The following is a 23323-nucleotide window of genomic DNA, read 5'->3' as shown; positions in this document are numbered from 1 at the left end:
GAAAAGAGAAGAAATAAAATCACACCAGAAGACCGTGTACCGCAATTTTCCTATGGTGCCCCGTGTAGTTTTTGGGCAAGGAAGTTTTTCACAGTTGGGCGAAATTTTGTTGCCCAAACGTAAAAATGCCGATGCGCCTTTTATTTTTTTGGTTGATGACTACTTTGAGACCAAAGATTTGGTTGCCCAAATTCCATTGATGTTCAATGACAAGATTATTTTCGTTTCCGCCGATGAAGAGCCCAAAACAGCCCAAGTGGATGCCTTGGTGAAGTTAATCAGGGAAGAATATGATGAACTTCCTTCGGGAATAATAGGCATAGGCGGTGGAACCCTTTTGGATTTGGCCAAGGCCGTTGCCATATTGCTGAATAATAAAGGCCTTGCCGAAAACTATCAAGGATGGGACTTGGTGAACAAACCGGCGCTGTACCATGTGGGAATCCCAACCATAAGCGGGACAGGCGCTGAGGTTTCCAGAACAACAGTTTTATTGGGGCCAGAGAAAAAGCTCGGGATCAACTCAGATTTTACCACCTATGACCAAGTGCTTTTGGATCCTGATTTAACCAAAACCGTTCCCAAAGAACAATGGTTCTTTACAGGGATGGACTGTTACATTCACTGTATTGAGTCGCTCACAGGAACCTATTTGAATGCTTTTAGCCAAAGTTATGGAGAAAAAGCCCTGGAGCTTTGTAAGGAAGTATTTTTGGATGATATTCCCGCTAGTGAATCCCGTGACAAATTAATGATGGCCTCGTGGCACGGAGGTATGAGTATTGCCTATTCCCAAGTGGGGATTGCCCATGCCATGAGCTATGGATTGTCTTATCTGTTGGGCATTAAACATGGGATTGGAAATTGTATGGTCTTTCAACATTTGGGAGAGTTTTATCCCGAAGGTGTAGCGCTCTTTAAAAAAATGGTTGAAAAGCATGACATCAAATTACCCAAAGGTGTTTGTGCCAATCTTACCCAGAACGATTTTGATGTTATGGTCAATGTAGCATTGGGATTGGATGCCCTTTGGGAAAATGCATTGGGTAAGGATTGGAAAACCATTATGACCCCAGAACGGCTGCAGGCTTTGTACCAAAAAATTTGAGGATTCTCAACTTTTCCATTTTGGAAATATTTGTTAAAAAAATGCACGCACTGGCCAAGTTTATATACTTCAAGGTTTTGGGCTGGAAACTGAATGGAACTTTTCCAAATATGGATAAATGTGTGGTCATTGTAGTGCCCCATACCCATTGGATTGATTTTTTTCTTGGTTTGTTGGTGCGGAAGGTAGTCAACCAAGAGATCAATTATATTGGAAAGAAAAGCTTGTTTAAGCCTCCTTTCGGATGGTTTTTTCGTTGGACAGGGGGAGCACCCGTGGATCGTTCCAAAAACTCCAATACCGTGGATAGTGTTGTTCAGGTTTTTAACGAAAGAAAGGTATTCCGATTTGCTTTAGCCCCAGAAGGCACCCGAAAAAAAGTAGATGAGCTGCGAACAGGCTTTTATCATATCGCCAAAAAAGCCAAAGTGCCCATTGTCATGGTTGCTTTTGATTTTGGGAAAAAAGAGGTGAAAATAGCAACTCCTTTCCATCCAACCGATGATCAAGAAAGTGATTTTCAAAAGATAAGCACCTTTTATAAAGGGGTAAAGGGAAAGGTGCCCGAATACAGTTTTTAGACTGTTATCTATTCCTGCATACTGTGAAACACGTTCTGAACGTCATCATCCTCTTCAATTTTTTCCAAAAGCTTTTCTACATCAGCCATTTCCTCTTCAGAAAGTTCCTTGGTGACTTGAGGAATCCGGTCAAAACCGGAAGAAAGAATTTCTATATCCCGCGACTCCAATTCTTTTTGGATGGCACCAAAACTTTCAAAAGGCGCATAGATGTGGATACCTTCTTCATCCACAAACACCTCTTCAGCGCCAAAATCTATCATCTCCAGTTCCAGCTCCTCTGGGTCCATACCCTCACCATTTATAGTGAAGTTGCAAGTATGGTCAAACATGAACTCTACCGAGCCCGATGTTCCCAGACTGCCATTGCATTTGTTGAAATAACTTCTAATATTGGCCACGGTTCGAGTGTTATTGTCCGTAGCGGTCTCAATTAAAATGGCGATACCATGAGGGGCGTACCCTTCAAAAAGTACCTCTTTGTAATCCCCAAGACTTTTGTCCGAAGCCCTTTTAATGGCCCGCTCAATGTTATCTTTGGGCATATTAACAGCCTTGGCATTCTGAATTACAGCACGAAGTTTAGAATTGGCATCCGGGTCAGGGCCGCCTTCCTTTACGGCCATTACAATATCCTTTCCAATTCTGGTAAATGCTTTGGACATGGCAGCCCATCGCTTCAGTTTACGTGTCTTTCTAAATTCAAATGCTCTTCCCATACAAATTATTGGTTACGGCTGGGGGCAAATTTAGCAAAAAAAGCACCGCTGTCAAGTGAGTAATTCAGAGGAAAAATATTAGCTATTAATTATACTTTCAATGGTTTTGGCCAAGTCAATATCCTTTTGGGTAACACCGCCAGCATCATGGGTGTTCAATTTGATGGTGAGGTTGTTGTAGACATTTTCCCAATTGGGATGATGGTTTTGCTGTTCACATTCAAACGCAATTCGGGTCATCATGGAAAAGGCTTCTTTAAAATTCTTGAATTTGAAGGATTTCACTATCATATCATCTTCTAAAGACCATCCCGAAAGGTTTTTAAGGGATTCTTCAATTTGAGCAGAGCTTAGCTTTTCCATACTATTCCATTTTATTGAAAGTTAGCCAAATCGATACGAAAAAGCGAAAAGAATTGAATTAATATCAATCCACGGGAATATGGTGGTCAATGATTTCCTGACAGCTTATCCTTAAATTTTTGGGTAATTGATTGTCTTTGGGCAGAGCCGCCAAATAGCGGTCCTCATTGGTGGTAAAAACGTGCTTGAAGATGGGTTTGTGGATTCCACCCATACGCTGAACAATTTCTTTGATGAATTCCTCATGGTGGATTAAATCTGTACTCCCTAAATGAAAGATACCCGTTTTATCTCGGTTGATGAGATAATGAACCTGCTGCGTAAGCCTATCATCATTGGTAACGTTGATGATGAGATTGGGAAATACCTCAATGGGTTCCTTGTTTTCCAAATGGACCTTTATTTCCTTTACTCTGGGTGATGTGTTTCCAAAAACCATCGGAACCCTAAGAACAGCCGTTTTATCCTGGGGCATACGCATCAACATGTTTTCAATCTTTATTTTGAGTCGCCCATAAACACTTTCAGATAGTGTTTTGTCAAACTCATAGGAAGGAAACTTGCTGTAGGCATCAAAAACATTGGCCGAGGAAATGAAATAGAGCTTGGTATGGCTCTTCATCAAATATTCCATGAGATGGTGATGTGCTTGTATCTGGGCTGGAAAATTTCCCCGAAGCGAAGAAATAATCACATCAGGTCGAACTTTCTCGAGAATCTGAAAAATATCATCTTCCTCCAAATCATATCGGAAAAACTGCTTGTTATTGGAAAAACTCCGGTTGGAGTAGTAGGTGCCATAAGTGTCAAAATAAGAGCAGAGTTCCTTGTATATGGCGTTTCCCACAAATCCACTCGCGCCCAATATCAGTATCTTCTTTTTATCCAAACGCTATAATGAGGTTTTATAAAATGGCAATTTTACTAAGGTAGCCGGAACTTTGTTGATGCGTATCTGAATAAAAACAGTACTATCCAACTGGGCATTTTCGGTAGTGACATACCCCAATCCAATTCCTTTGGAAAGGGAAGGGGACATAGTTCCAGAAGTTACTTTCCCAATTTCATTTCCTTTGGCATCCAAGATAGGGTATCCCGTTCTGGGAATACCGCGCTCCTCCATCTGAAAAGCGACTAATTTACGTTTGGGACCTTCTTCTTTTTCTTGGGCAAGGGCATTACTGTTCACAAAATCCTTGGTGAACTTGGTAATCCATCCCAGTCCAGCCTCAAAAGGGGAAGTGGTGTCATCGATGTCATTTCCATAAAGGCAGTAGCCCATTTCCAAGCGAAGGGTGTCACGCGCCGCCAATCCAATAGGTTTGATGCCAAAATCCGCTCCAGCTTCCAAAACTTTGTCCCAAACCTGTTGCACTTCATCATTCTTGCAATAAATTTCAAAACCACCTGAACCGGTATACCCTGTGGCCGAAATAATCACATGCTCAATTCCAGCAAAATCACCTACTACAAAATTGTAGAATTTGATTGCTGAAAGGTCAACTGATGATAAGGACTGCATAGCTTCAACCGCTTTTGGTCCCTGAATGGCCAACAAGGAATAATTATCGGAAATATTCCGCATATCAGCTCCAATGGACGCATTATATTCTGAGATATGGTCCCAATCTTTTTGAATATTGGACGCATTGACCACCAAAAGGTAAGTTTCATCCTTCACCCGATATACGATCAAGTCATCCACAATACCCCCTGTTTTATTGGGCATACAGCTATATTGCGCTTTGCCAACAGTCAATTTAGATGCATCATTGGAACTCACTTTTTGAATGAGGTCCAAAGCCTTGGGCCCCTCTATCAAAAACTCGCCCATGTGGGATACATCAAAGACTCCAACACTTTTTCGTACGGTTTCGTGCTCAATGTTTACCCCTTCATAGGATACAGGCATGTTGTAGCCCGCAAAGGGAACCATTTTTGCCCCCAATGCAATGTGGGTATCGGTCAACGCGGTCGTTTTCATTCCTTTTGGTTTATGGGGTAAATTTATTGAATTCGTACAAGACAAGGCTTTATCAAAATCAATGTTTTGAACAAATCACTGTTAAATTCAAACCGGGAAAACGCTAATTGTCCAGCAGATAGGATTTTAACGCATCGTAGGATGAGATCTTGTTGGATTTTTTTTCTTTGCCCATCACTTTTTGGATTTGGGCCGGGATTTCTGGGCTTAATCCGAGGGTTTCCTCTACCACATCCAAAAACTTTACGGGATGGGCCGTTTCCAAGAAAATACCGTAGGTATTTGGCTTGCTTTTTTGATATTCCTTCAACCCCAAATAGCCTACAGCGCCATGCGGGTCCATAACGTATCCCGTCTGGGAATACACCTCTTTCATGGCAACTTTTGTTGTATCATCTGTGAAAGCATATGAAGAAAGATTCTCCTGAAGTGTGGACAAATCATCTTGATACAAATGCCTGATACGGACAAAATTACTGGGGTCGCCCACATCCATAGCATTGGAAATGGTTGCTATGGAAGGCACCGGGTTATAAATGCCCTGCTGCATGAATTTAGGTACCACATCGTTTACATTGGTTGAAGCCACAAAATGTTTTATAGGCATACCCAATTTTTGGGCGACCATTCCTGCGCAGATATTTCCAAAATTTCCAGAAGGGACAGAGAATACAATTTCCTTTCCTTTGGATTTAGCTTGTTTATAGGCAAACAAAAAGTAAAACAATTGGGGCAGCCATCTCGCGACATTGATACTATTGGCTGAAGTCAATTTTTTGTGGCCTGTAATTTCCCCATCCAAAAAAGCGGTTTTTACCATGCGCTGACAATCATCGAACGTGCCGTCCACCTCCATGGCCACAATATTTACACCCAAGGTAGTCAGTTGCTTTTCCTGAATATCACTGACCTTGCCGCTAGGATACAGAATCACCACATTGACACCATCAACTCCTAAAAAGCCATTGGCCACAGCACCACCCGTATCCCCTGAAGTTGCCACTAAAACGGTGACCTCCTCTTTTTCGCCTTGTGAAAAATAGCCCAAACAATTAGCCATAAATCGAGCTCCCACATCCTTAAAAGCCATGGTGGGCCCATGGAAAAGTTCCAATGTAGCCACATTTTCTTCGATTTCAACCACGGGGAAATCAAAATCCAGAGTATTTTCCAATATTTCTTTCAAAATAGCATCCGGAATGTCTTCGCTGACAAATTGCCGTATGGCCTGAAATGCGATTTCATGATTGGACAATTCTTCTATCGTATCGAAAAAGTCAGACGGAAGCGGGGTAATACTTTCGGGAAAATACAATCCTTTATCGGGTGCAATTCCGGCAATAACGGCTTCTTTGAACGAAGTATTTGGGATAAGTTGGTTTAAGCTGTAAAATTTCATGGAGTTAAGCGATTTTCTTTACGCCTTGGGTGTTCACTTTAGAGATATGGATGTCAAAAGCAACACCAATATTTTTATAGGTTTCTTTCATGGAAGCGGCCACTTTTTGGGCATTGGTTTCCCCTTGGCTCAGCGCAAAAATGGAAGGTCCTGAACCGGATATGCCACAGCCTAGCGCCCCAGCTTCAATGGAGTTGGCCTTGATTTTATCAAAAGCGGGAATCAGAATGGAACGGATGGGCTCCACAATATGATCGTGCAACGAGCGGCCGATCAGGTCGTAATCGCTTTGATACAATCCAGCGATTAGTCCCCCCAAATTGCCCCATTGTTTTATGCCCTGCGCCAACGAAATGGTAGTCCTTAGAATTTTTCGGGAATCCGAGGTCTTTATTTCTATCTGCGGATGAATCACGGTAGCATACAGTTCCAAAGGGGTAGGGATGGGGATAATGTCCAAAGGGTCATAACTCCGCACCAAAGTGAATCCACCATAAATGGCAGGGGCCACGTTATCGGCATGGGCCACATCACTGGCCAATTTTTCGCCTTGCATGGCAAATTGCACCAATTCCAAATTGGAAAAGGGTCTACCCAACAATTCGTTCATGGCCCAAACCGCACCTGCAGAGCTTGCAGCACTACTTCCTATTCCACTTCCGGGTTTGATTCGTTTATCAATTTCGATTTCAAAACCACCTTTGTAATCGCTTTTGGCCAACAAGGCCAATCCGGCCACACCGGAAACATTTTTTTCCGTTTCCAGAGGCAGGTCTTGACCTAAAATTTTAGTAATACGAATGGTGTTTTCTGGAATTTTTCTCACCGTCATCTCATCGCCCACGGAGTCCAAGGCCAATCCGAGGACGTCAAATCCGCAGGAAACATTGGCAATGGTAGCAGGGCAAAAAACCTTGATTTCTTCCATAATCAGAAATTTCCAATTCGTACAATATCCGCAAAGATACCCGAAGCTGTGACATCTGCACCCGCACCGGCACCTTTTATGATCATGGGTTGGTTGGGATAGCGTTCGGTATAGAACAACACAATGTTATCGCTTCCTTCCAGATTGTAAAAATCGTGGCCTTTTGGAATTTTTTGCAGCCCTACTTTGGCTTGTCCCTCTTCAAATTGGGCGACGTATTTCAACTTGCTATCGGAATCGGCAGCTTCTTTGTACATTTTCTGAAAGTCAGCTTCATACTTCTTCAAGGACTCAAAAAAGGCGTCATTGGAATTGGTTTCCAGACTTTCTTTCGGTAAGAAAGGTTCATTGGCAATATCGTCAATATCTAATTGATGGCCACTCTCCCGAGCCAAAATCAAGATTTTTCGCATTACATCAACACCACTAAGGTCGATGGTAGGGTCAGGTTCGGTGTACCCTTGTTCTTGTGCTTGTTTCACCACATCGTGAAAGGGCACCGAATCGTTAAAGGTATTGAACACAAAATTTAGACTTCCAGAAAGTACCGCCTGAATCTTCTTTACCTTATCCCCGGAAGCAATCAAATGCTTTAAGGTGTCAATAATGGGTAATCCCGCTCCCACGTTGGTTTCAAACAGGAATGGCGAATTGTATTGTTTGGCCAACTGTTTCAATTCCTTATAATAGGAATAGTCCGAAGAACAGGCAATTTTGTTGCAAGTCACCACTGAGATACTGTTTTTAAGGTAGTGGGGATAACTTTCCGACACTTCGGCACTGGCCGTATTGTCCACAAAAACACTGTTACGGTAGTTGAGGGACTTTATTCGGTCAAAAAAGGCTTGTTTATCTGTTTTTTCACCATTGGCTAGAACGGCTTCCCAATCTTTAAGGGGAATGCCATTTTCATCAAAGGCCATGGTTCTGGAGTTACTAATGCCAATAACCCTTACATTGAGTTTCAACTCATCCTTCAGGTATTTTTTCTGCTGCCGAATCTGGTCTAAGAATTTAGAGCCCACATTTCCCACACCCATTACAAAAAGATTGAGTTGTTTGATGTTCTCCTCAAAAAAGGTTTCATGCAGAGAGTTGAGCGCTTTTTTTACATCATCTTTTTTGATGACTGCAGAAATATTTCGCTCCGAAGCCCCTTGCGCAATGGCCCTGATGTTTACATTGTTCTTCCCAAGGGTGCTGAACATTTTACCACTCAACCCTTGGTGACTTTTCATATTGTCGCCCACCAAAGCGATAATGGTAAGATCCTTCTCAACGATTACGGGTTTGATTTTTTTGGTTGAGATTTCATATTCAAACGTCTCATTTACGGCTTCCGCGGCAGTGTCAACATCTTCGTCTGCGATACCCACGCAAATGGAATGCTCGGATGAGGCTTGGGTGATGAGCACAATGCTGATATTCTTCAGAGAAAGTGTTTCAAAGAATCGTTTTGAAATTCCTGGAATACCAATCATCCCTGGACCTTCCAAAGACAATAAACTGATGTTCCCCACATGACTGATACCGCGAACGGTTTTCCCATTTCCATTGGTGCTTTTGGTAATGAGTGTTCCTGGATTTTCTGGGTCGAATGTATTTTTGATGGCAATTGGAATTCCTTTGCCCAAAACTGGCTGAATGGTAGGAGGGTAGAGCACCTTTGCGCCAAAATGGGACAATTCCATGGCTTCCTCATAGCTAATGTGTGAGACACATTTGGCTTGTTTCACCAATCTTGGATTGGCAGTGTACATGCCACTAACATCAGTCCAGATTTCCAAAATATCTGCTTCCACTGCACCAGCAATAATGGCAGCTGTATAGTCAGAACCCCCTCTTCCCAAAGTCGTTGAATTTCCTGAGCTGCTAGAAGCTACAAATCCAGGAAGTATGGTAATTTGGTTTGGGTTACTGGCAAAGTAAGCTTCACAAAGAGTATTTGTTCTTTTAAAATCTACATTGGCCTTGCCAAAATTATTGTCGGTAATAATGAGCTCTCGACTGTCCTTGCAAACAGCGTCAAGTCCTTCAGTCTTAAAAAATTCACTGATGATGTAGGAGGACAACAATTCCCCATAGCTCACAATTTTATCGGATAGTTTTGGGGTCAGTTCCCCAATCAAGAACGAACCTTCCAGGAGGGTTTCCAGTACATTTAAATCACTTTTTACCTTGCTTAAGACCGAGCTTTGGTTTTGAACGGGAATCAACTCCCTTATAGCATTGATGTGTTTGTCCTCGATAATTTTTAAAGATTCTTTGTAGGAGGTATCTTGATTAGCTGCCAGAGCTGAAGTGTTCAATGAAAGGTCGGTGACGCCCCCGAAGGCTGATACCACAACGGCCGCTTTTTCTTTGCCCAGATTTTGTACTATGGACTTGACTTTATTGATATTCTCTGGATTGGCCACTGAAGTGCCACCAAATTTTAAGACTTTCATGATGAAATTGTATTGTAAGAACTATTGAAAAATGAATTAAAGTACGGACGGAAATATATAGCAGACTTACCCCAAAGGGGTGGTGGTAATCACGGTGAAGATAGATGAAAAAGATTCCATCTGAAGTAGATTACTATCCGTTTGTTTAACTTGCATTGTTCTGTTATGAGGAGATAAAAGTAGTACTTTTGGTTACTTCATCAAATCCTACAACGTGTTTTTTGCGAAATCCGTACAAATAATCAAATTTTTGTGTTGAATGAAAATTTTTTCTGCCCAACAAATCTACAACGCTGACAAATTCACAATAGAAAAACAGCAAATTGCCAGTGATGTCCTTATGGAGCAGGCCGCTACCAGGTTATTTGAGTGGATACATGCCCGTTTACGGGGTACCACCGTGCAGATACAACTGTTCTGTGGTATTGGCAACAATGGGGGAGATGGTATGGTTTTGGCGCGACTGCTACATGAACACGGCTATGCCATTCAGGTGCATGTGGTGAACTACAGTGATAAACGTTCCAAGGATTTTTTGTTGAATCTGGAGCGATTGAAGGAGGTAAAGGTTTGGCCGGATTTTATTAATGACGACAGCGATTTACCGGAAATTTCACCGAACGATATTGTGGTGGATGCCATTTTTGGGATTGGTTTGAATCGTGCACCAGACGCGTGGGTTGGGAATTTGATACAGCACATTAATGCTTCACAGGCTTTTGTGCTTGCGGTGGATATCCCTTCGGGATTGCCCATGGATAGAAATCCTTGGAACCCATCCCATGTGATTGAAGCGAGTTATGTGTTGAGTTTTCAGGTACCTAAATTGGTTTTCTTTTTGCCAGAGACCGGGATTTACATCAATCAATGGGAGTTGTTGGATATTGGTTTGGATGTAGAAATTTTGGAGAAAACCGAGACCGATTTTGAACTCATCGGTAAATCTGAGATCATCCCAATGTACCGACCGAGACTTAAATTTTCTCACAAGGGAACGTATGGTCATTCCATGATCATTGGAGGGAGTTATGGTAAAATCGGAGCGGTGCAATTGGCAAGCAATGCCTGTTTGACTACCGGTAGTGGATTGGTCACGGGTTATGTTCCAAAATGCGGGTATCAGTCACTCCAAACTGCAGTTCCGGAAGTGATGGTGTTAACAGATGAAGATGAACGGAACATTTCCAAAATCACCCTCCCTTTTGTTCCTGATGTCATTGGCATTGGAATGGGAATCGGGACGGAAGAGAAAACAGTCAAGGCTTTTGGTAATCTTTTGAAAGAGATGAAAGGCCCCATGGTCATTGATGCTGATGGACTTAATATTTTGGCTAAAAACCCTAAAATGCTAAAAGACATTCCCGAAAATTCCATCTTAACACCGCATCCCAAAGAATTGGAGCGACTCATTGGAAAATGGAAGGATGATTTTGACAAATTGGAAAAGGCAAAAACATTTTCCTTAGATCATAATGTGGTGCTGGTCATAAAGGGCGCTCATACCATAACTCTATATAAAGGAAAGGGATATGTGAATACGACTGGAAATCCGGGAATGGCCACTGCGGGCAGTGGGGATGTACTTACGGGAATGATCACAGGTTTGGTGGCGCAGGGGTATGAGCCTGTACATGCTGCTATTTTTGGTGTGTACCTGCATGGTATCTCAGGTGATATCTGTGCATCCCAATTGGGTTATGAAGCCGTTAAAGCTTCGGAAATAATAAATAGGATTGGTCCGGGATTTATGGAAATTCTTAGCCCACCGGAAGTGGAAGATAGAGAAAAGACCTAAAATCTATTTTTTATTCTTTCTTGCTCTCACCCTTTTCTTTACCCATGCCAAAGCGTTGTCAAACTCAATAAAGAATTCCATATTCTTTTTGTAGAACAATTTCTCTATTTTGAAGTTGTGCATGTCTATTTCCTTTTTGGAAACAATGGCAAACGCTTTAAGGTTGTCCAAACCACGAAGATAATTGTAGATGGTGGGATCCACGGCATAGGAATTCTTGCGTAGGCTGATGTAGCCAAAATTCCGGTCTCTAAAGTGTATTTCTGAAATCCCAATCATTTGATAAGCGCGCTCAAGCGTAACTGTGGCACCTTCATCAAAAGTAGCGACCATGTAATCATCAAAAACCTGTATGGTTCCAATGTCCAGCTGATACTCACGTACCACAACGGTCTTCTTCGTAGAAGTAAATCTCATTCCCCAAATAGTTATAGTGTCTCGAGACGAAAGTATGGTGAAGAAGGAGCGATCAGAAAAATATTAGATTAAAAGCAATATTATCGTTTGTACTACATTTTTGGGCATAAAAAAAGCTGACACCTGTCAGCTTTTTTTAATTGTGTTTTATAGTTTTTACTTTTCGGTCTCGGGTGATTTTTCCGTTTTCTTTATTTTGATGGTGAGCTCTTCTTTTTTCTCATCCAAATCCATAAAGATGCTGTCACCTTCTTCCAGTTTGGAGTTTACAATTTCCTCCGCTAGGGTATCCTCAATATACTTTTGGATGGCTCTTTTTAGAGGTCGTGCTCCATATTCTTTGTCGAAACCTTTTTCAGCAATATAATCCTTGGCCTTGTCAGAAAGGCTAAGGTCATACCCTATCTCCTTAATACGCTTGAACAATTTGTTCAATTCAATATCAATGATCTTGTGGATGTCTTCTCTTTCCAATGGATTAAAGACAATTACATCATCGATACGGTTCAAGAACTCAGGAGCAAACGCCTTTTTAAGGGCATTTTCAATAACACTTTTCTGATGGGTATCAGCCTGCGCTTTTTTTGCAGATGTACCAAACCCGATGCCTTGTCCAAAGTCCTTCAATTGACGTGCCCCAATATTTGAGGTCATGATAATGATGGTATTTCGGAAATCAATCTTTCTACCAAGACTATCGGTTAAAAAACCATCATCCAATACTTGAAGCAACATGTTAAAGACATCTGGGTGTGCTTTTTCAACCTCATCCAATAGAATAACAGAGTAGGGCTTTCTGCGCACCTTCTCGGTCAACTGACCGCCTTCTTCATACCCAACATATCCCGGAGGTGCTCCCACCAATCTGGAAATGGCGAATTTTTCCATGTATTCGCTCATGTCTATTCGGATAAGGGCATCTTCAGAATCAAAAAGCTCTTTCGCCAAAATTTTGGCCAATTGGGTTTTTCCAACTCCTGTTTGTCCCAAGAAAATAAATGAGCCAATCGGTTTGTTGGGGTCTTTTAATCCCGCTCTGTTTCGTTGGATGGCTTTGGCCACTTTGGCCACGGCTTCATCCTGACCAATTACAAATCCTTTGATCAACTGTGGCAATTCTGCCAATTTGTTGCTTTCGGTCTGTGCAATTTTATTCACCGGAATACCGCTCATCATGGAAACCACATCGGCAACATTATCCTCAGTAACGGTTTCACGGTGCAGTCTACTTTCTTCTTCCCAACGTTCTTGGGCGGATGCCAATTCTTTTTCAAGACGTTTTTCATCGTCCCGAAGCTTGGCAGCCTCTTCATATTTTTGTTTTTTGACCACGCTGTTTTTCAACTCACGTACATCCTCCAACTGGTTTTCCAACTCCAAAATCTGTTTGGGAACGTCCATATTGACGATATGAACCCGCGAACCGGCTTCATCCAAGGCATCAATGGCCTTGTCCGGTAAAAAGCGGTCTGTCATATATCGGTTGGTCAACTTTACGCAAGCCAAAATGGCTTCATCAGTATAGTTGACGTTATGATGGTCTTCATATTTGCCTTTGATGTTCATCAAAATCTCGATGGTCTCTTCAACGGTGGTAGGTTCTACCATCACTTTTTGGAAACGACGTTCAAGGGCACCATCTTTTTCGATGTATTGTCTGTATTCATCCAACGTTGTGGCTCCAATACATTGAATTTCACCCCTTGCCAACGCAGGTTTGAACATATTTGAAGCGTCCAAACTGCCGGTGGCACCGCCAGCTCCTACAATGGTGTGAATCTCATCGATGAAAAGAATAATATCATCATTCTTTTCCAACTCGTTCATAACGGCTTTCATACGCTCCTCAAACTGACCGCGGTATTTGGTACCGGCCACCAATGAGGCCAAATCCAAAGTCACTACGCGTTTGTTGTACAGGATGCGGGAAACTTTTTTGTTGATGATGCGCAGGGCCAAACCTTCGGCAATGGCACTTTTACCCACACCTGGTTCACCAATGAGGAGAGGATTGTTTTTCTTTCTCCTGCTCAATATCTGGGATACACGCTCAATTTCCTTTTCACGTCCCACAACAGGGTCTAATTTGTTGTCTTCGGCCAAACGGGTAAGGTCACGTCCAAAATTATCCAAAACCGGGGTCTTCGATTTTTTGGCCCCTTTTTGACCAGGGTTGGAACCAAACGTACTTTCCTTGGCATCACCAGAATCGTCTGGGTCGCTCGGAAAGGATTCCGCTTGAGGGGAGTCTATATAGTCATCATCGCTGGTAATCATGGATTTAAACTGTTCTTTGACGTTATCATAGTCCACTTTTAATTTGTGCAACAACTTGGTTGTGGGGTCGTTCTCATTTCTAAGAATGCACAAGAGCAGGTGTGCTGTATTGATGGAAGAGCTTTGGAAAAGCTTTGCTTCCAAAAAAGTGGTCTTCAACGCACGCTCGGCCTGCCGGGTGAGGTGAAGGTTTTTCTTGTCTTTTTGCATGGTTCCCGTGTTTGGATTTGCCGGACTAAGGATTTCCACCTTTCTACGCAGGTGGTCCAAATCCACATCTAGGGCATCCAAAATGTTAATGGCCTTGCCATTTCCATCTCTTAAAAGACCGAGCATAAGGTGTTCCGTACCAATGAAATCATGCCCTAGTCGTAGGGCTTCTTCCTTGCTGTATGCTATCACATCTTTTACTCTGGGGGAAAAATTATCATCCATACCTTTCTTTTTCAGCAATTAAAATTAATAAAAGTATTGTTACAGTGGTCAAATACCGTACCCTTATTCGATAAACTAGTGGTAAATGTCGAAATAAAGGACACTTTTGAGGTTGTTTAACATAGCTTTATTACAATAAGGGGACAATGGTGGGAAATGTTGATAATTTTTTTAATAAAGTAGGCTGTAACCGTTTTGAAGGGGCTTATTTTCTGTATATTGCCATGATATTTTAACCACTAAAAAACAATAAGATTTTAGCATGGCGGAAGGAGAAAAGTTAATTCCTATCAACATAGAAGATGAGATGAAATCTGCCTACATTGATTATTCAATGTCGGTCATTGTGTCACGTGCCCTGCCAGATGTTCGTGATGGACTAAAACCAGTTCACCGTAGAGTACTTTTTGGGATGCATGAACTTGGGGTAAGATCTAACAGTTCGCACAAGAAATCTGCCCGTATAGTTGGGGAGGTTTTAGGTAAATACCACCCACATGGTGATACATCGGTTTATGACACTATGGTACGTATGGCCCAAGAATGGAGCCTTCGATATATGCTAGTGGACGGTCAAGGAAACTTTGGCTCCGTTGATGGGGATAGTCCGGCGGCCATGCGTTATACCGAGGCCAAGATGCGGAAGATTGCAGAGGAGATGTTGGCTGATATCGATAAGGATACGGTGGACCATCAACTCAATTTTGATGATTCCCTGCAAGAACCTACCGTTTTGCCCACACGGGTGCCCAACCTTTTGGTAAATGGAGCTTCGGGTATTGCCGTAGGTATGGCCACCAATATGCCACCCCACAACCTATCTGAAGTAGTGGATGGTACCGTTGCCTACATCGACAATACTGATATTGATATAGATGAGCTGATTACCCATATCAAGGCTCCCGATTTCCCAACTGGCGGAATCATTTATGGCTATGATGGGGTTAAAGAAGCTTTTCATACGGGTCGAGGGCGTGTTGTAATGCGTGCTAAGGCATCATTTGAAGAAGTACAGGGAAGAGAGTGCATTGTCGTTACCGAAATCCCGTACCAAGTCAACAAGGCAGATATGATCAAAAAGACTGCCGACTTGGTCAACGAAAAGAAAATTGAGGGGATTGCATCTCTCAGAGATGAGTCCGATAGAAATGGAATGCGTATCGTGTATATCCTTAAGCGCGATGCCATACCTAATATCGTATTGAACATGCTGTACAAGTACACAGCGCTTCAATCCTCCTTCAGTGTCAATAATATTGCATTGGTCAAGGGTAGACCTCAATTGCTGAACTTGAAGGAAATCATTCATCACTTTGTGGAACATAGACACGAGGTGGTAGTCCGTAGGACCAAATACGAACTGCAAAAGGCCGAAGATCGTGCACATATCCTTGAGGGACTGATCATTGCTTCAGATAATATTGATGAGGTGATAGCCATTATTAGGGCATCTTCGAATGTGGAAGAAGCCCGTACCAGTTTAATGGAGCGTTTCAAATTGACCGAGGTTCAGGCCAAGGCCATTGTAGAAATGCGTTTGCGCCAACTTACTGGTCTGGAACAAGACAAACTGCGTGATGAGCATGCTGAACTTTTAAAGACCATTGAGGACTTGAAGGATATTTTGGCCAAGAAAGAGCGCAGAATGCAGATCATTAAAGATGAGCTTCTTGAAGTGAAAGAGAAGTATGGGGATGATAGAAGGTCTGAAATTAATTACGCTGGTGGTGACTTGAGCATTGAGGACATGATTCCCGATGAGCAAGTGGTCATTACCATTTCCCATGCAGGTTACATCAAAAGAACACCCTTATCCGAATACAAAACCCAAAATAGGGGAGGTGTTGGTCAAAAAGCATCCTCGACCCGAAATGAGGATTTCTTGGAGCACCTTTTTGTAGGCACCAACCACCAATATATGTTGTTCTTTACCCAAAACGGAAAATGTTTCTGGATGCGCGTCTATGAAATTCCCGAGGGCAGCAGAACGTCTAAAGGAAGAGCTATCCAGAACCTGATTAACATTGAGATGGAGGATAAGGTGAAAGCCTTTATCTGTACGCAAGACCTAAAAGATGAGGACTATGTAAACAGTCACTACGTGATTATGGCCACTAAAAAAGGCACGGTGAAGAAAACTTCCTTGGAGCAATATTCACGTCCACGTCAAAATGGTATTAATGCGATTACCGTAAAAGATGGTGATGAGCTATTGGAAGCCAAATTGACAACGGGTACAAGTCAGATTTTCTTGGGATTGAAATCAGGAAAAGCCATCCGATTTGAAGAAGGCAAGACCCGACCCATGGGTAGAAATGCCTCTGGTGTCCGAGGAATTACCTTGGCCGATGATAAGGATGAAGTAATCGGTATGGTTTCTGTCCATAATTTTGAGGATGATATCTTGGTCGTTTCAGAAAATGGGTACGGTAAAAGATCCACCATAGAAGATTATCGCGTAACTAATAGGGGTGGAAAAGGCGTGAAGACCATTTCCATCACTGATAAAACAGGTGGATTGGTTGCGATTAAGAACGTATGTGATAGTGACGACCTTATGATCATCAACAAATCCGGAATTGCCATTCGTATGAGTGTAGAAGACCTCCGTGTCATGGGAAGAGCAACTCAAGGAGTTCGCCTCATTAATCTAAGAGATGGGGATTCCATTGCTGCCGTGGCCAAGGTCATGAAAGAAGATGACGACCTTGATGAAACCGATGTCCTTGATATAGAGGTAAATGACTAGGATGGCATGGCAATTGATAGGAACAATGAGAATAATTAATAATCGATAAACACTAAATAATTACATTTTAACATGAAGACTAAAGTTTTAATACTATTAGCCATAGGAATTTCAACGATGGGCTTTTCCCAGAAGAATGAGATTAAGGATGCAGAAAAGGCGTTGAAGGATGGTGATGCCGCCTCTGCAAAAACCGCTTTGGATGCTGCTTCATCAACCATTGATGCTGCTGATGAAAAATTACAGGCCCAATACTATGCGGTTAAGGGCAATGTGTATTCAGATTTGGCATCCAAGGGAGACGCCACTGCATTCCAACCTGCCATTGATGCTTACAACAAAGTTATTTCTGTTGAAGAGGCCACTGGAAAGGAAAAATATACTACTGTAGCACGTCAAAAATTGGCGCAAATGACAGCCGATTTGGTAAATGCTGCTGTTGAGGACAACAACAATCAGAAATTTTCTGAAGCTGCTGAAAAATTGTACTTGAGCTACAAATTAAGTCCAGCAGATACAGTTTATCTATACTACGCAGCAAGTAGTGCAGTAAATGGGCAGGACTACGAGAAGGCATTGGAGTACTACAATGAGCTCAAAGACCTTAACTATGATGGTAGTGGGGTTACTTTCACCGCGGTTAATATAGAGACGGGCGAGGTTGAGACCATGGATAAAAATACAAGGGATTTGTATGTAAAAGCAGGTACACACAAAGACCCTAAAGAAGAAAGAAGTCCTTCAAAAAAACCAGAGATTGTCAAGAACGTTGCCTTGATTTACCAGCAATTAGGTGATTCTGATAAAGCTCTTGAAGCCTATGCAGAAGCACGGGAAGCTAACCCTGAAGATGTGAATCTTGTTTTGGGAGAGGCAAATTTGTACTATTCCCTTGGTGATAAGGACAAGTTTAAGGAATTGATGGCCCAAGCTTCTGAAATGGCTCCTGACAATGCCGATTTGCTCTACAACATTGGAGTGATCAACATGGAGCAGGGAAATTTGGAAGATGCCAGAGATGCATATAAAAGGACCTTGGCCATTGACCCAGGGTACATCAATGCCCTTCTAAACCTTTCCACTACTTATGTAAATGAAGGGAACGGACTTATCGATGAAATGAACGCTCTTGGTAGTTCTAAGGCTGATATTGCCAAATACGATGAGCTTAAAGCAAAAAAAGATAGTTTGTTCAAGGAAGGAGCAACAGTTTTGGAGGATGCCGTGAAAACAAATCCTGACAACCAAAGTATTTTGACCCAGTTGAAAAACATCTATGGAGCATTGGGTGATACGGAAAACTTTATGAGAGTTAAAAAACTTTTGGGAGAATAATTCTTCTACAATGAAAATTTAAAAAGGGCCGCAATTTTGTGGCCCTTTTTCTTTTAGAGTATTTTTTTGATAACCCTCAGTTTATGGGTGTATAATTTTTCCTGTGTATTGAAGATACCGGTATGATCCAGACGGTCGATTCGCACATGACCGTGGACATGGATAATGTAATTGTCCTTCAATATGATCCCCACATGGTCTATGACCCCTTCATTATCATCAAAAAAAGCTAGGTCACCCGGTTCACTTTCTTCAATAAAACTGAGAGGCTCTCCTTGTTTGGATTGCCCCTCGGCATCTCGTTTCAATTGATACCCATTGATTTTGTAAACCATTTGGGTGAACCCTGGGCAATCGATGCCAAAAGGAGTTTTTCCGCCTTTCAAATACGGTGCATTCAAATACAGAAAGGCAGTATCGACCAAACTCGATTTTGGGCTTTCACCTTCTGTAACCGTACCTTCAAAAGAATGGTTGAGCAATTTGGAAGCGCATATCATGGAACCCAATAAAATAGGCAACAGTATCCCGTTGTTGGCACAGATATGGGAAATAATATCAGAAGAAATCTTCTTATCTCCGCTTACCAATTCATCATAATCATCTTCAGTAATAAAGGTAAATTGATTGTTGGAAACCCATCCTTCGCATTGATCATGGGCCACACGAATCCTGCTCCATTTTTTTCTACTTTCCAGCACTTTAAAGTGTTCCCCATACAAAAGTTGGGAAACCATTTCAGTGCAATCGTCAGGCTGAACCCTAATGGGAACAATGCTCAAATGGCAGATTCCATATTGCATTTATTGGCTGAATTGGATAACTAATTTCTTTCAAGAATAATGGCCGAAGCACCACCACCACCATTGCAAATGGCCGCGGCTCCCAATTTGGCATTATTCTGTTTCAGTACGTTGAGCAGGGTAATGGTGATTCTAGCCCCGGAACAGCCCAAGGGATGTCCCAATGAGACCGCTCCTCCATTCACATTCACATTGGTATCTGTAAGTCCCAAAAGTTTTATGTTGGCCAGTCCTACCACGGAAAAGGCCTCGTTGAACTCAAAATAATCCACATCGGATAAGGAAACGCCCGCTCTTTCCAAAGCTTTTGGTAAAGCCTTAGCGGGTGCGGTAGTAAACCATTCAGGTTCATGGGCTGCATCAGCATACCCTTTTATGTAGGCCAATGGCTCCAATCCCAGTTCTTTGGCTTTTTCCTCACTCATCAATACCACTGCCGCTGCTCCATCATTAATGGTGGATGCATTGGCGGCGGTAACCGTGCCCTCTTTCGTAAATGCTGGTCGTAATGCCGGAATTTTCTCCAGCTTCACATTTTTATATTCTTCATCTTCACTCACTAGGATGGGTTCACCTCTTCTTTGAGGAACCTCTACAGGAACCACTTCATCTTTGAACCTGCCATTTTCCCATGCATCTGCAGACCTTTTGTAGGATTGAATGGCATAGGCATCCTGATCTTCCCTGCTAAACTCATATTTGCTGGCACATGCATCAGCACAAACTCCCATAGCGTTTTGGTCGTATGCATCTACAAGTCCATCTTTTTGCATGCCATCTACCAAGGTTGCTGGACCAAACTTAACTCCATTCCGCATATGCACATAGTGTGGAATAAGACTCATGTTTTCCATACCTCCGGCCACTACAATTGAGTTTTCGCCCAAAGCAATGGACTGTGCTCCTTGCATAATGGCCTTCATTCCAGATGCACATACCTTATTTACTGTGGTGCAGGGGACTGTATTTGGAATTCCGGCATAAATGGCCGCTTGACGCGCAGGTGCTTGACCTGTACCGGCCTGCACTACATTTCCCATTAAAACTTCCTCTACCAGTTCAGGTTTAAGGTTGATTTTTTCCAAAGCGCCCTTAATGGCAATGGAACCCAATTTTGGGGCGGGTATGGTGGACAGAGCTCCCATAAAACTCCCAATGGGAGTCCGTACGGCTGAAACAATAACAACTTTGTTCATATGTGCATTTTTACTGATGCGAAAATACTAAAATTAAATGCAAAAGGTCTAGAAGTACCCATAGGCCACTTCTTATTTATATTTTCTATTTTTGATGTGAACAGCATATAGAATGGGAAAGACTTTAGACAATGTATATAAGCATCAATCACTTGCCTACAAGTATTTTCTATACCTTATTTCTGTTGGGCTCATTGTCTTCTTTTTTCCAAAGGGAGGGAAGTTTAAATATGAATTTCAGAAAGGGAAACCCTGGCAATATGAGAATCTTTATGCTCCCATTGATTTCTCCATCAAAAAGACACAAGATGAGATAGCCCAAGAACAGCTTTCCCTTCGCAATAGAAAAACGGATTATTACACTTTTGATGCTTCTACGGTGACCACTATCAAAAATGATGTGGAACGGGAGTTGAACGGCTTGTTCGGGTCAAACTCATTTTCAAACCAAGAACAGAGAACCCTTTTAAATAATGCAGAGGAGGTTATTGACAGTATCTACGGGCTTGGTGTATTTCAGGATCTGCCGTCATCCAACTCCATAATATTAGTAAGGAATAACGAGGCCATTCCGTTGGATCCCAATAATTTCATGGATGTTGAACAAGCTAGAGTACGAATTGGCAGGATGTTGTCCAATAGTAGTTTTAAAGGGATTTCAAGACTGGAGAATATCATCCAACGAAATATAAGACCCAATCTTTCCTATGATGTGGCCCTTACAGAAAGGGCATTGGAGGAAGAGCTTTCCAAAATTTCCTATACCCGGGGCGAAGTTTCCGAAGGAAGACTGATCATCACAAAGGGAGAGGTGGTTGAGGCCGAAAACTTCAAAATCCTCAACTCCCTAAAAGGTGAGTATGAATCCGAATTGTGGCGTGGCAATAATTACTATTTCATTATTTTGGGGTATACCATTTTGGTGGCACTGGTATTGATCATGTTGTTTTTGTTTTTAAAGCGATATCGGAACGAAATATTTAAGAACAACAACAAGGTCACCTTTATCTTTTTCAATATCCTTCTCATGGTCTTGGCCACCACTTTAACCGTAAAACACTATGAGAGTTATGTGTATGTGGTGCCCTTGTGTATTCTTCCGCTAGTATTGAAGAACTTTTTTGATGCCCGGTTGGGGTTATTTGTGCATGTGCTCACCGTGTTGATTCTTGGGTTTGTGGTGCCCAATAGTTTTGAGTATATCTTTTTACAAACCATAGCCGGAATTGTTACCATTTTAACGGCATCGGAACTCTATAAAAGAGCCAATCTGTTTATATCGGTAGGGCAGATTACCCTGATTTATATTATTGGCTATTTTGCCTTTCATGCCATCCACGAAGGGAATCTTGAAAACATAGAATGGATATTATTTGGGGTTTTTGTGATAAATGGGTTGTTGACCCTTTTTGCCCAACCCTTGATCTATATGTTTGAAAAGATTTTTGGTTTGGTTTCCGATGTTTCATTGTTGGAGCTCTCCGATACCAATTCCAAATTATTAAAGGAACTTTCCGATAAAGCGCCGGGAACCTTTCACCATTCCTTACAAGTAGCCAATTTGGCTGAAGCCGCAGCCAATGAAATTGGAGCAAATGCCATGTTGGTAAGGGTAGGGGCCTTGTATCATGATGTGGGTAAAATGGAAAAACCTACCTATTTCACGGAAAATCAAATCACCAATGTTAATCCGCATGACGACCTTCCCCCGCGGGAAAGTGCCAAAATTATCGTGGACCACGTAATCAAGGGTATTGAAATTGCCCGTAAGAACAATATCCCGGACCGAGTGATAGATTTTATTCGGACCCACCACGGTACTACTTTGGTGTATTATTTTTTCAAAAAGCAGCAAGAGTTGGAAACAGATGTTGACCCAGCAGATTTTAGATATCCAGGGCCTATTCCATTTTCCAAAGAAACGGCTGTTTTAATGATGTCGGATGCTGTTGAAGCTGCGTCCAAAAGTTTAAAAAACCCCACTTTTACCATTATCGATGAATTTGTGGATAAAATTGTGAAGGGTCAGATGCAAGCCGATCAGTTTTTGAATGCCAACATCACCTTAAAGGAAATTGAGATGGTAAAAAAGGTATTAAAACAAAAATTGACCAATATTTACCATTTGCGTGTAGAGTATCCGGAGTAGGGGGTATTGGAAATCAAGTGGTTTTAAAAAAAGTGAAAAATAGTTGCGATCTTTCGGATGAAAAGGTACATTTGCATCCGCATTTTTAAATGCACGTTCATATATTAAATGAATAGGAGAGGTGCCGGAGTGGTAACGGAGCAGATTGCTAATCTGTCGACGGGTAACTGTCGCCTGGGTTCGAGTCCCAGTCTCTCCGCTTTTTCCTTTTACATTGGAATACTTTTCGGGGTGTAGCACCTCGCATTGCTCGGTATAAACTCCGCCCGAGCGGTCTACTAAAGTAGGTTCTATTGGAGTTTGTAATTTTGGTATTGAAATTTTTAGTCATTACGACTATTTTCGGGGTGTAGCGTAGCCCGGTTATCGCGCCTGCTTTGGGAGCAGGAGGTCGCAGGTTCGAATCCTGCCACCCCGACTTGAAAATCAAAGGGTTACAGCTTTTTTAAGTTGTGACCCTTTTTTATTTGCATACAATTTGCATACAAAATAAATGGTTTATAGGGAGGGATAAATGTAGCCTTACCCCTTTTAGGACATCGCTAAATTCATAAAATTATCATTAATGTCGTCTGTTTCGGGGAAGAATTCTTCCCCGAAACGGTTCTTGTATTCCCTTGGTGGCATATCGCCGATGG

17 protein-coding genes and 2 tRNA genes are annotated in these 23323 nt (G+C 42.1%); 8 read left to right on the top strand and 11 right to left on the bottom strand.

Annotation, left to right across the window (positions count from 1 at the left end; all coding sequences use genetic code 11):
• The first annotated feature begins 52 nt into the window (after positions 1-52).
• Positions 53-1108 (top strand): iron-containing alcohol dehydrogenase family protein, encoded by a 1056-nt coding sequence (locus J0X14_RS16680; RefSeq protein ID WP_207099051.1) that lies wholly within the window; start codon positions 53-55, stop codon positions 1106-1108.
• Between the two features lie 41 nt (positions 1109-1149).
• Positions 1150-1689 carry a 1-acyl-sn-glycerol-3-phosphate acyltransferase gene (locus tag J0X14_RS16675; RefSeq protein ID WP_207099050.1) on the top strand — a complete coding sequence of 180 codons (540 nt, stop codon included), beginning with the start codon at positions 1150-1152 and terminating at the stop codon, positions 1687-1689.
• A gap of 8 nt (positions 1690-1697) precedes the next feature.
• Here J0X14_RS16675 and J0X14_RS16670 read toward each other — a convergent pair whose 3' ends face one another.
• From J0X14_RS16670 to thrA, 7 genes are all read right to left on the bottom strand, one after another.
• A complete protein-coding gene (locus J0X14_RS16670; protein ID WP_207098955.1) occupies positions 1698-2408 on the bottom strand; it encodes a YebC/PmpR family DNA-binding transcriptional regulator in 711 nt (236 codons plus the stop codon).
• A 78-nt stretch (positions 2409-2486) separates the two neighbouring features.
• Positions 2487-2771: a 4a-hydroxytetrahydrobiopterin dehydratase gene (locus tag J0X14_RS16665; RefSeq protein WP_207098954.1), complete on the bottom strand. Its 285-nt coding sequence runs from the start codon at positions 2769-2771 to the stop codon at positions 2487-2489.
• A gap of 64 nt (positions 2772-2835) precedes the next feature.
• Complete coding sequence (locus tag J0X14_RS16660; RefSeq protein WP_207098953.1) at positions 2836-3660, bottom strand: sugar nucleotide-binding protein; 825 nt, start codon at positions 3658-3660, stop codon at positions 2836-2838.
• Positions 3661-3663: 3 nt separating this feature from the next.
• The gene (gene gcvT / locus J0X14_RS16655) at positions 3664-4755 is read right to left on the bottom strand and encodes a glycine cleavage system aminomethyltransferase GcvT (RefSeq protein ID WP_207098952.1); all 1092 of its coding nucleotides are present in this window, start codon (positions 4753-4755) and stop codon (positions 3664-3666) included.
• Between the two features lie 103 nt (positions 4756-4858).
• On the bottom strand, positions 4859-6154 hold the full coding sequence (thrC, locus tag J0X14_RS16650; RefSeq protein WP_207098951.1) for a threonine synthase: 1296 nt from the start codon (positions 6152-6154) through the stop codon (positions 4859-4861).
• 4 nt (positions 6155-6158) lie between these two features.
• Positions 6159-7082, bottom strand: a complete 924-nt coding sequence (locus J0X14_RS16645) for a homoserine kinase (protein WP_207098950.1) — start codon at positions 7080-7082, stop codon at positions 6159-6161.
• Positions 7083-7084: 2 nt separating this feature from the next.
• The gene (thrA, locus tag J0X14_RS16640) at positions 7085-9529 is read right to left on the bottom strand and encodes a bifunctional aspartate kinase/homoserine dehydrogenase I (protein WP_207098949.1); all 2445 of its coding nucleotides are present in this window, start codon (positions 9527-9529) and stop codon (positions 7085-7087) included.
• Between the two features lie 259 nt (positions 9530-9788).
• Between thrA and J0X14_RS16635 the strand changes: the two genes are divergently transcribed.
• Positions 9789-11324, top strand: a complete 1536-nt coding sequence (locus tag J0X14_RS16635; RefSeq protein WP_207098948.1) for an NAD(P)H-hydrate dehydratase — start codon at positions 9789-9791, stop codon at positions 11322-11324.
• 3 nt (positions 11325-11327) lie between these two features.
• Here the strand turns inward: J0X14_RS16635 and J0X14_RS16630 are convergent, their stop codons facing one another.
• A complete protein-coding gene (locus J0X14_RS16630; protein WP_207098947.1) occupies positions 11328-11741 on the bottom strand; it encodes an STAS/SEC14 domain-containing protein in 414 nt (137 codons plus the stop codon).
• A 156-nt stretch (positions 11742-11897) separates the two neighbouring features.
• Positions 11898-14453, bottom strand: coding sequence for an ATP-dependent Clp protease ATP-binding subunit (locus tag J0X14_RS16625; protein ID WP_207098946.1), 2556 nt, complete (start codon positions 14451-14453; stop codon positions 11898-11900).
• 262 nt (positions 14454-14715) lie between these two features.
• Here J0X14_RS16625 and gyrA point away from each other — a divergent pair, with 262 nt between their 5' ends.
• The gene (gene gyrA, locus J0X14_RS16620) at positions 14716-17202 is read left to right on the top strand and encodes a DNA gyrase subunit A (RefSeq protein WP_207098945.1); all 2487 of its coding nucleotides are present in this window, start codon (positions 14716-14718) and stop codon (positions 17200-17202) included.
• A gap of 72 nt (positions 17203-17274) precedes the next feature.
• Positions 17275-18537: a tetratricopeptide repeat protein gene (locus J0X14_RS16615; RefSeq protein WP_207098944.1), complete on the top strand. Its 1263-nt coding sequence runs from the start codon at positions 17275-17277 to the stop codon at positions 18535-18537.
• A gap of 53 nt (positions 18538-18590) precedes the next feature.
• Here the strand turns inward: J0X14_RS16615 and J0X14_RS16610 are convergent, their stop codons facing one another.
• Complete coding sequence (locus J0X14_RS16610) at positions 18591-19340, bottom strand: NlpC/P60 family protein (protein ID WP_207098943.1); 750 nt, start codon at positions 19338-19340, stop codon at positions 18591-18593.
• Between the two features lie 20 nt (positions 19341-19360).
• Positions 19361-20536, bottom strand: a complete 1176-nt coding sequence (locus J0X14_RS16605) for an acetyl-CoA C-acyltransferase (protein WP_207098942.1) — start codon at positions 20534-20536, stop codon at positions 19361-19363.
• A gap of 112 nt (positions 20537-20648) precedes the next feature.
• Between J0X14_RS16605 and J0X14_RS16600 the strand changes: the two genes are divergently transcribed.
• The 3 genes from J0X14_RS16600 to J0X14_RS16590 all read left to right on the top strand — a co-directional run bounded on the left by J0X14_RS16600 (position 20649) and on the right by J0X14_RS16590 (position 23103).
• Positions 20649-22685, top strand: a complete 2037-nt coding sequence (locus J0X14_RS16600; RefSeq protein WP_207098941.1) for an HD family phosphohydrolase — start codon at positions 20649-20651, stop codon at positions 22683-22685.
• Positions 22686-22800: 115 nt separating this feature from the next.
• Positions 22801-22884, top strand: a tRNA-Ser gene (locus tag J0X14_RS16595).
• Between the two features lie 144 nt (positions 22885-23028).
• Positions 23029-23103, top strand: a tRNA-Pro gene (locus J0X14_RS16590).
• Positions 23104-23323: the final 220 nt, after the last annotated feature.

The sequence above is a fragment of the Allomuricauda sp. CAU 1633 genome, assembly GCF_017313225.1.
In the GTDB taxonomy this organism is placed as follows: Bacteria; Bacteroidota; Bacteroidia; order Flavobacteriales; family Flavobacteriaceae; genus Flagellimonas.
The sequence above is the reverse complement of the archived record's forward strand: the minus strand, read 5'-3'. Positions and strand labels throughout refer to the sequence as shown.

Excerpts from the sequence above, each read along its gene's own strand:
- J0X14_RS16680 (WP_207099051.1), top strand. The coding sequence starts at position 53 with ATGGTGCCCCGTGTAGTTTTTGGGCAAGGAAGTTTTTCACAGTTGGGC.
- J0X14_RS16675 (WP_207099050.1), top strand. The coding sequence starts at position 1,150 with ATGCACGCACTGGCCAAGTTTATATACTTCAAGGTTTTGGGCTGGAAA.
- J0X14_RS16670 (WP_207098955.1), bottom strand. The coding sequence starts at position 2,408 with ATGGGAAGAGCATTTGAATTTAGAAAGACACGTAAACTGAAGCGATGG.
- J0X14_RS16665 (WP_207098954.1), bottom strand. The coding sequence starts at position 2,771 with ATGGAAAAGCTAAGCTCTGCTCAAATTGAAGAATCCCTTAAAAACCTT.
- gcvT (WP_207098952.1), bottom strand. The coding sequence starts at position 4,755 with ATGAAAACGACCGCGTTGACCGATACCCACATTGCATTGGGGGCAAAA.
- thrC (WP_207098951.1), bottom strand. The coding sequence starts at position 6,154 with ATGAAATTTTACAGCTTAAACCAACTTATCCCAAATACTTCGTTCAAA.
- J0X14_RS16645 (WP_207098950.1), bottom strand. The coding sequence starts at position 7,082 with ATGGAAGAAATCAAGGTTTTTTGCCCTGCTACCATTGCCAATGTTTCC.
- thrA (WP_207098949.1), bottom strand. The coding sequence starts at position 9,529 with ATGAAAGTCTTAAAATTTGGTGGCACTTCAGTGGCCAATCCAGAGAAT.
- J0X14_RS16635 (WP_207098948.1), top strand. The coding sequence starts at position 9,789 with ATGAAAATTTTTTCTGCCCAACAAATCTACAACGCTGACAAATTCACA.
- J0X14_RS16630 (WP_207098947.1), bottom strand. The coding sequence starts at position 11,741 with ATGAGATTTACTTCTACGAAGAAGACCGTTGTGGTACGTGAGTATCAG.
- J0X14_RS16625 (WP_207098946.1), bottom strand. The coding sequence starts at position 14,453 with ATGGATGATAATTTTTCCCCCAGAGTAAAAGATGTGATAGCATACAGC.
- gyrA (WP_207098945.1), top strand. The coding sequence starts at position 14,716 with ATGGCGGAAGGAGAAAAGTTAATTCCTATCAACATAGAAGATGAGATG.
- J0X14_RS16615 (WP_207098944.1), top strand. The coding sequence starts at position 17,275 with ATGAAGACTAAAGTTTTAATACTATTAGCCATAGGAATTTCAACGATG.
- J0X14_RS16610 (WP_207098943.1), bottom strand. The coding sequence starts at position 19,340 with ATGCAATATGGAATCTGCCATTTGAGCATTGTTCCCATTAGGGTTCAG.
- J0X14_RS16605 (WP_207098942.1), bottom strand. The coding sequence starts at position 20,536 with ATGAACAAAGTTGTTATTGTTTCAGCCGTACGGACTCCCATTGGGAGT.
- J0X14_RS16600 (WP_207098941.1), top strand. The coding sequence starts at position 20,649 with ATGGGAAAGACTTTAGACAATGTATATAAGCATCAATCACTTGCCTAC.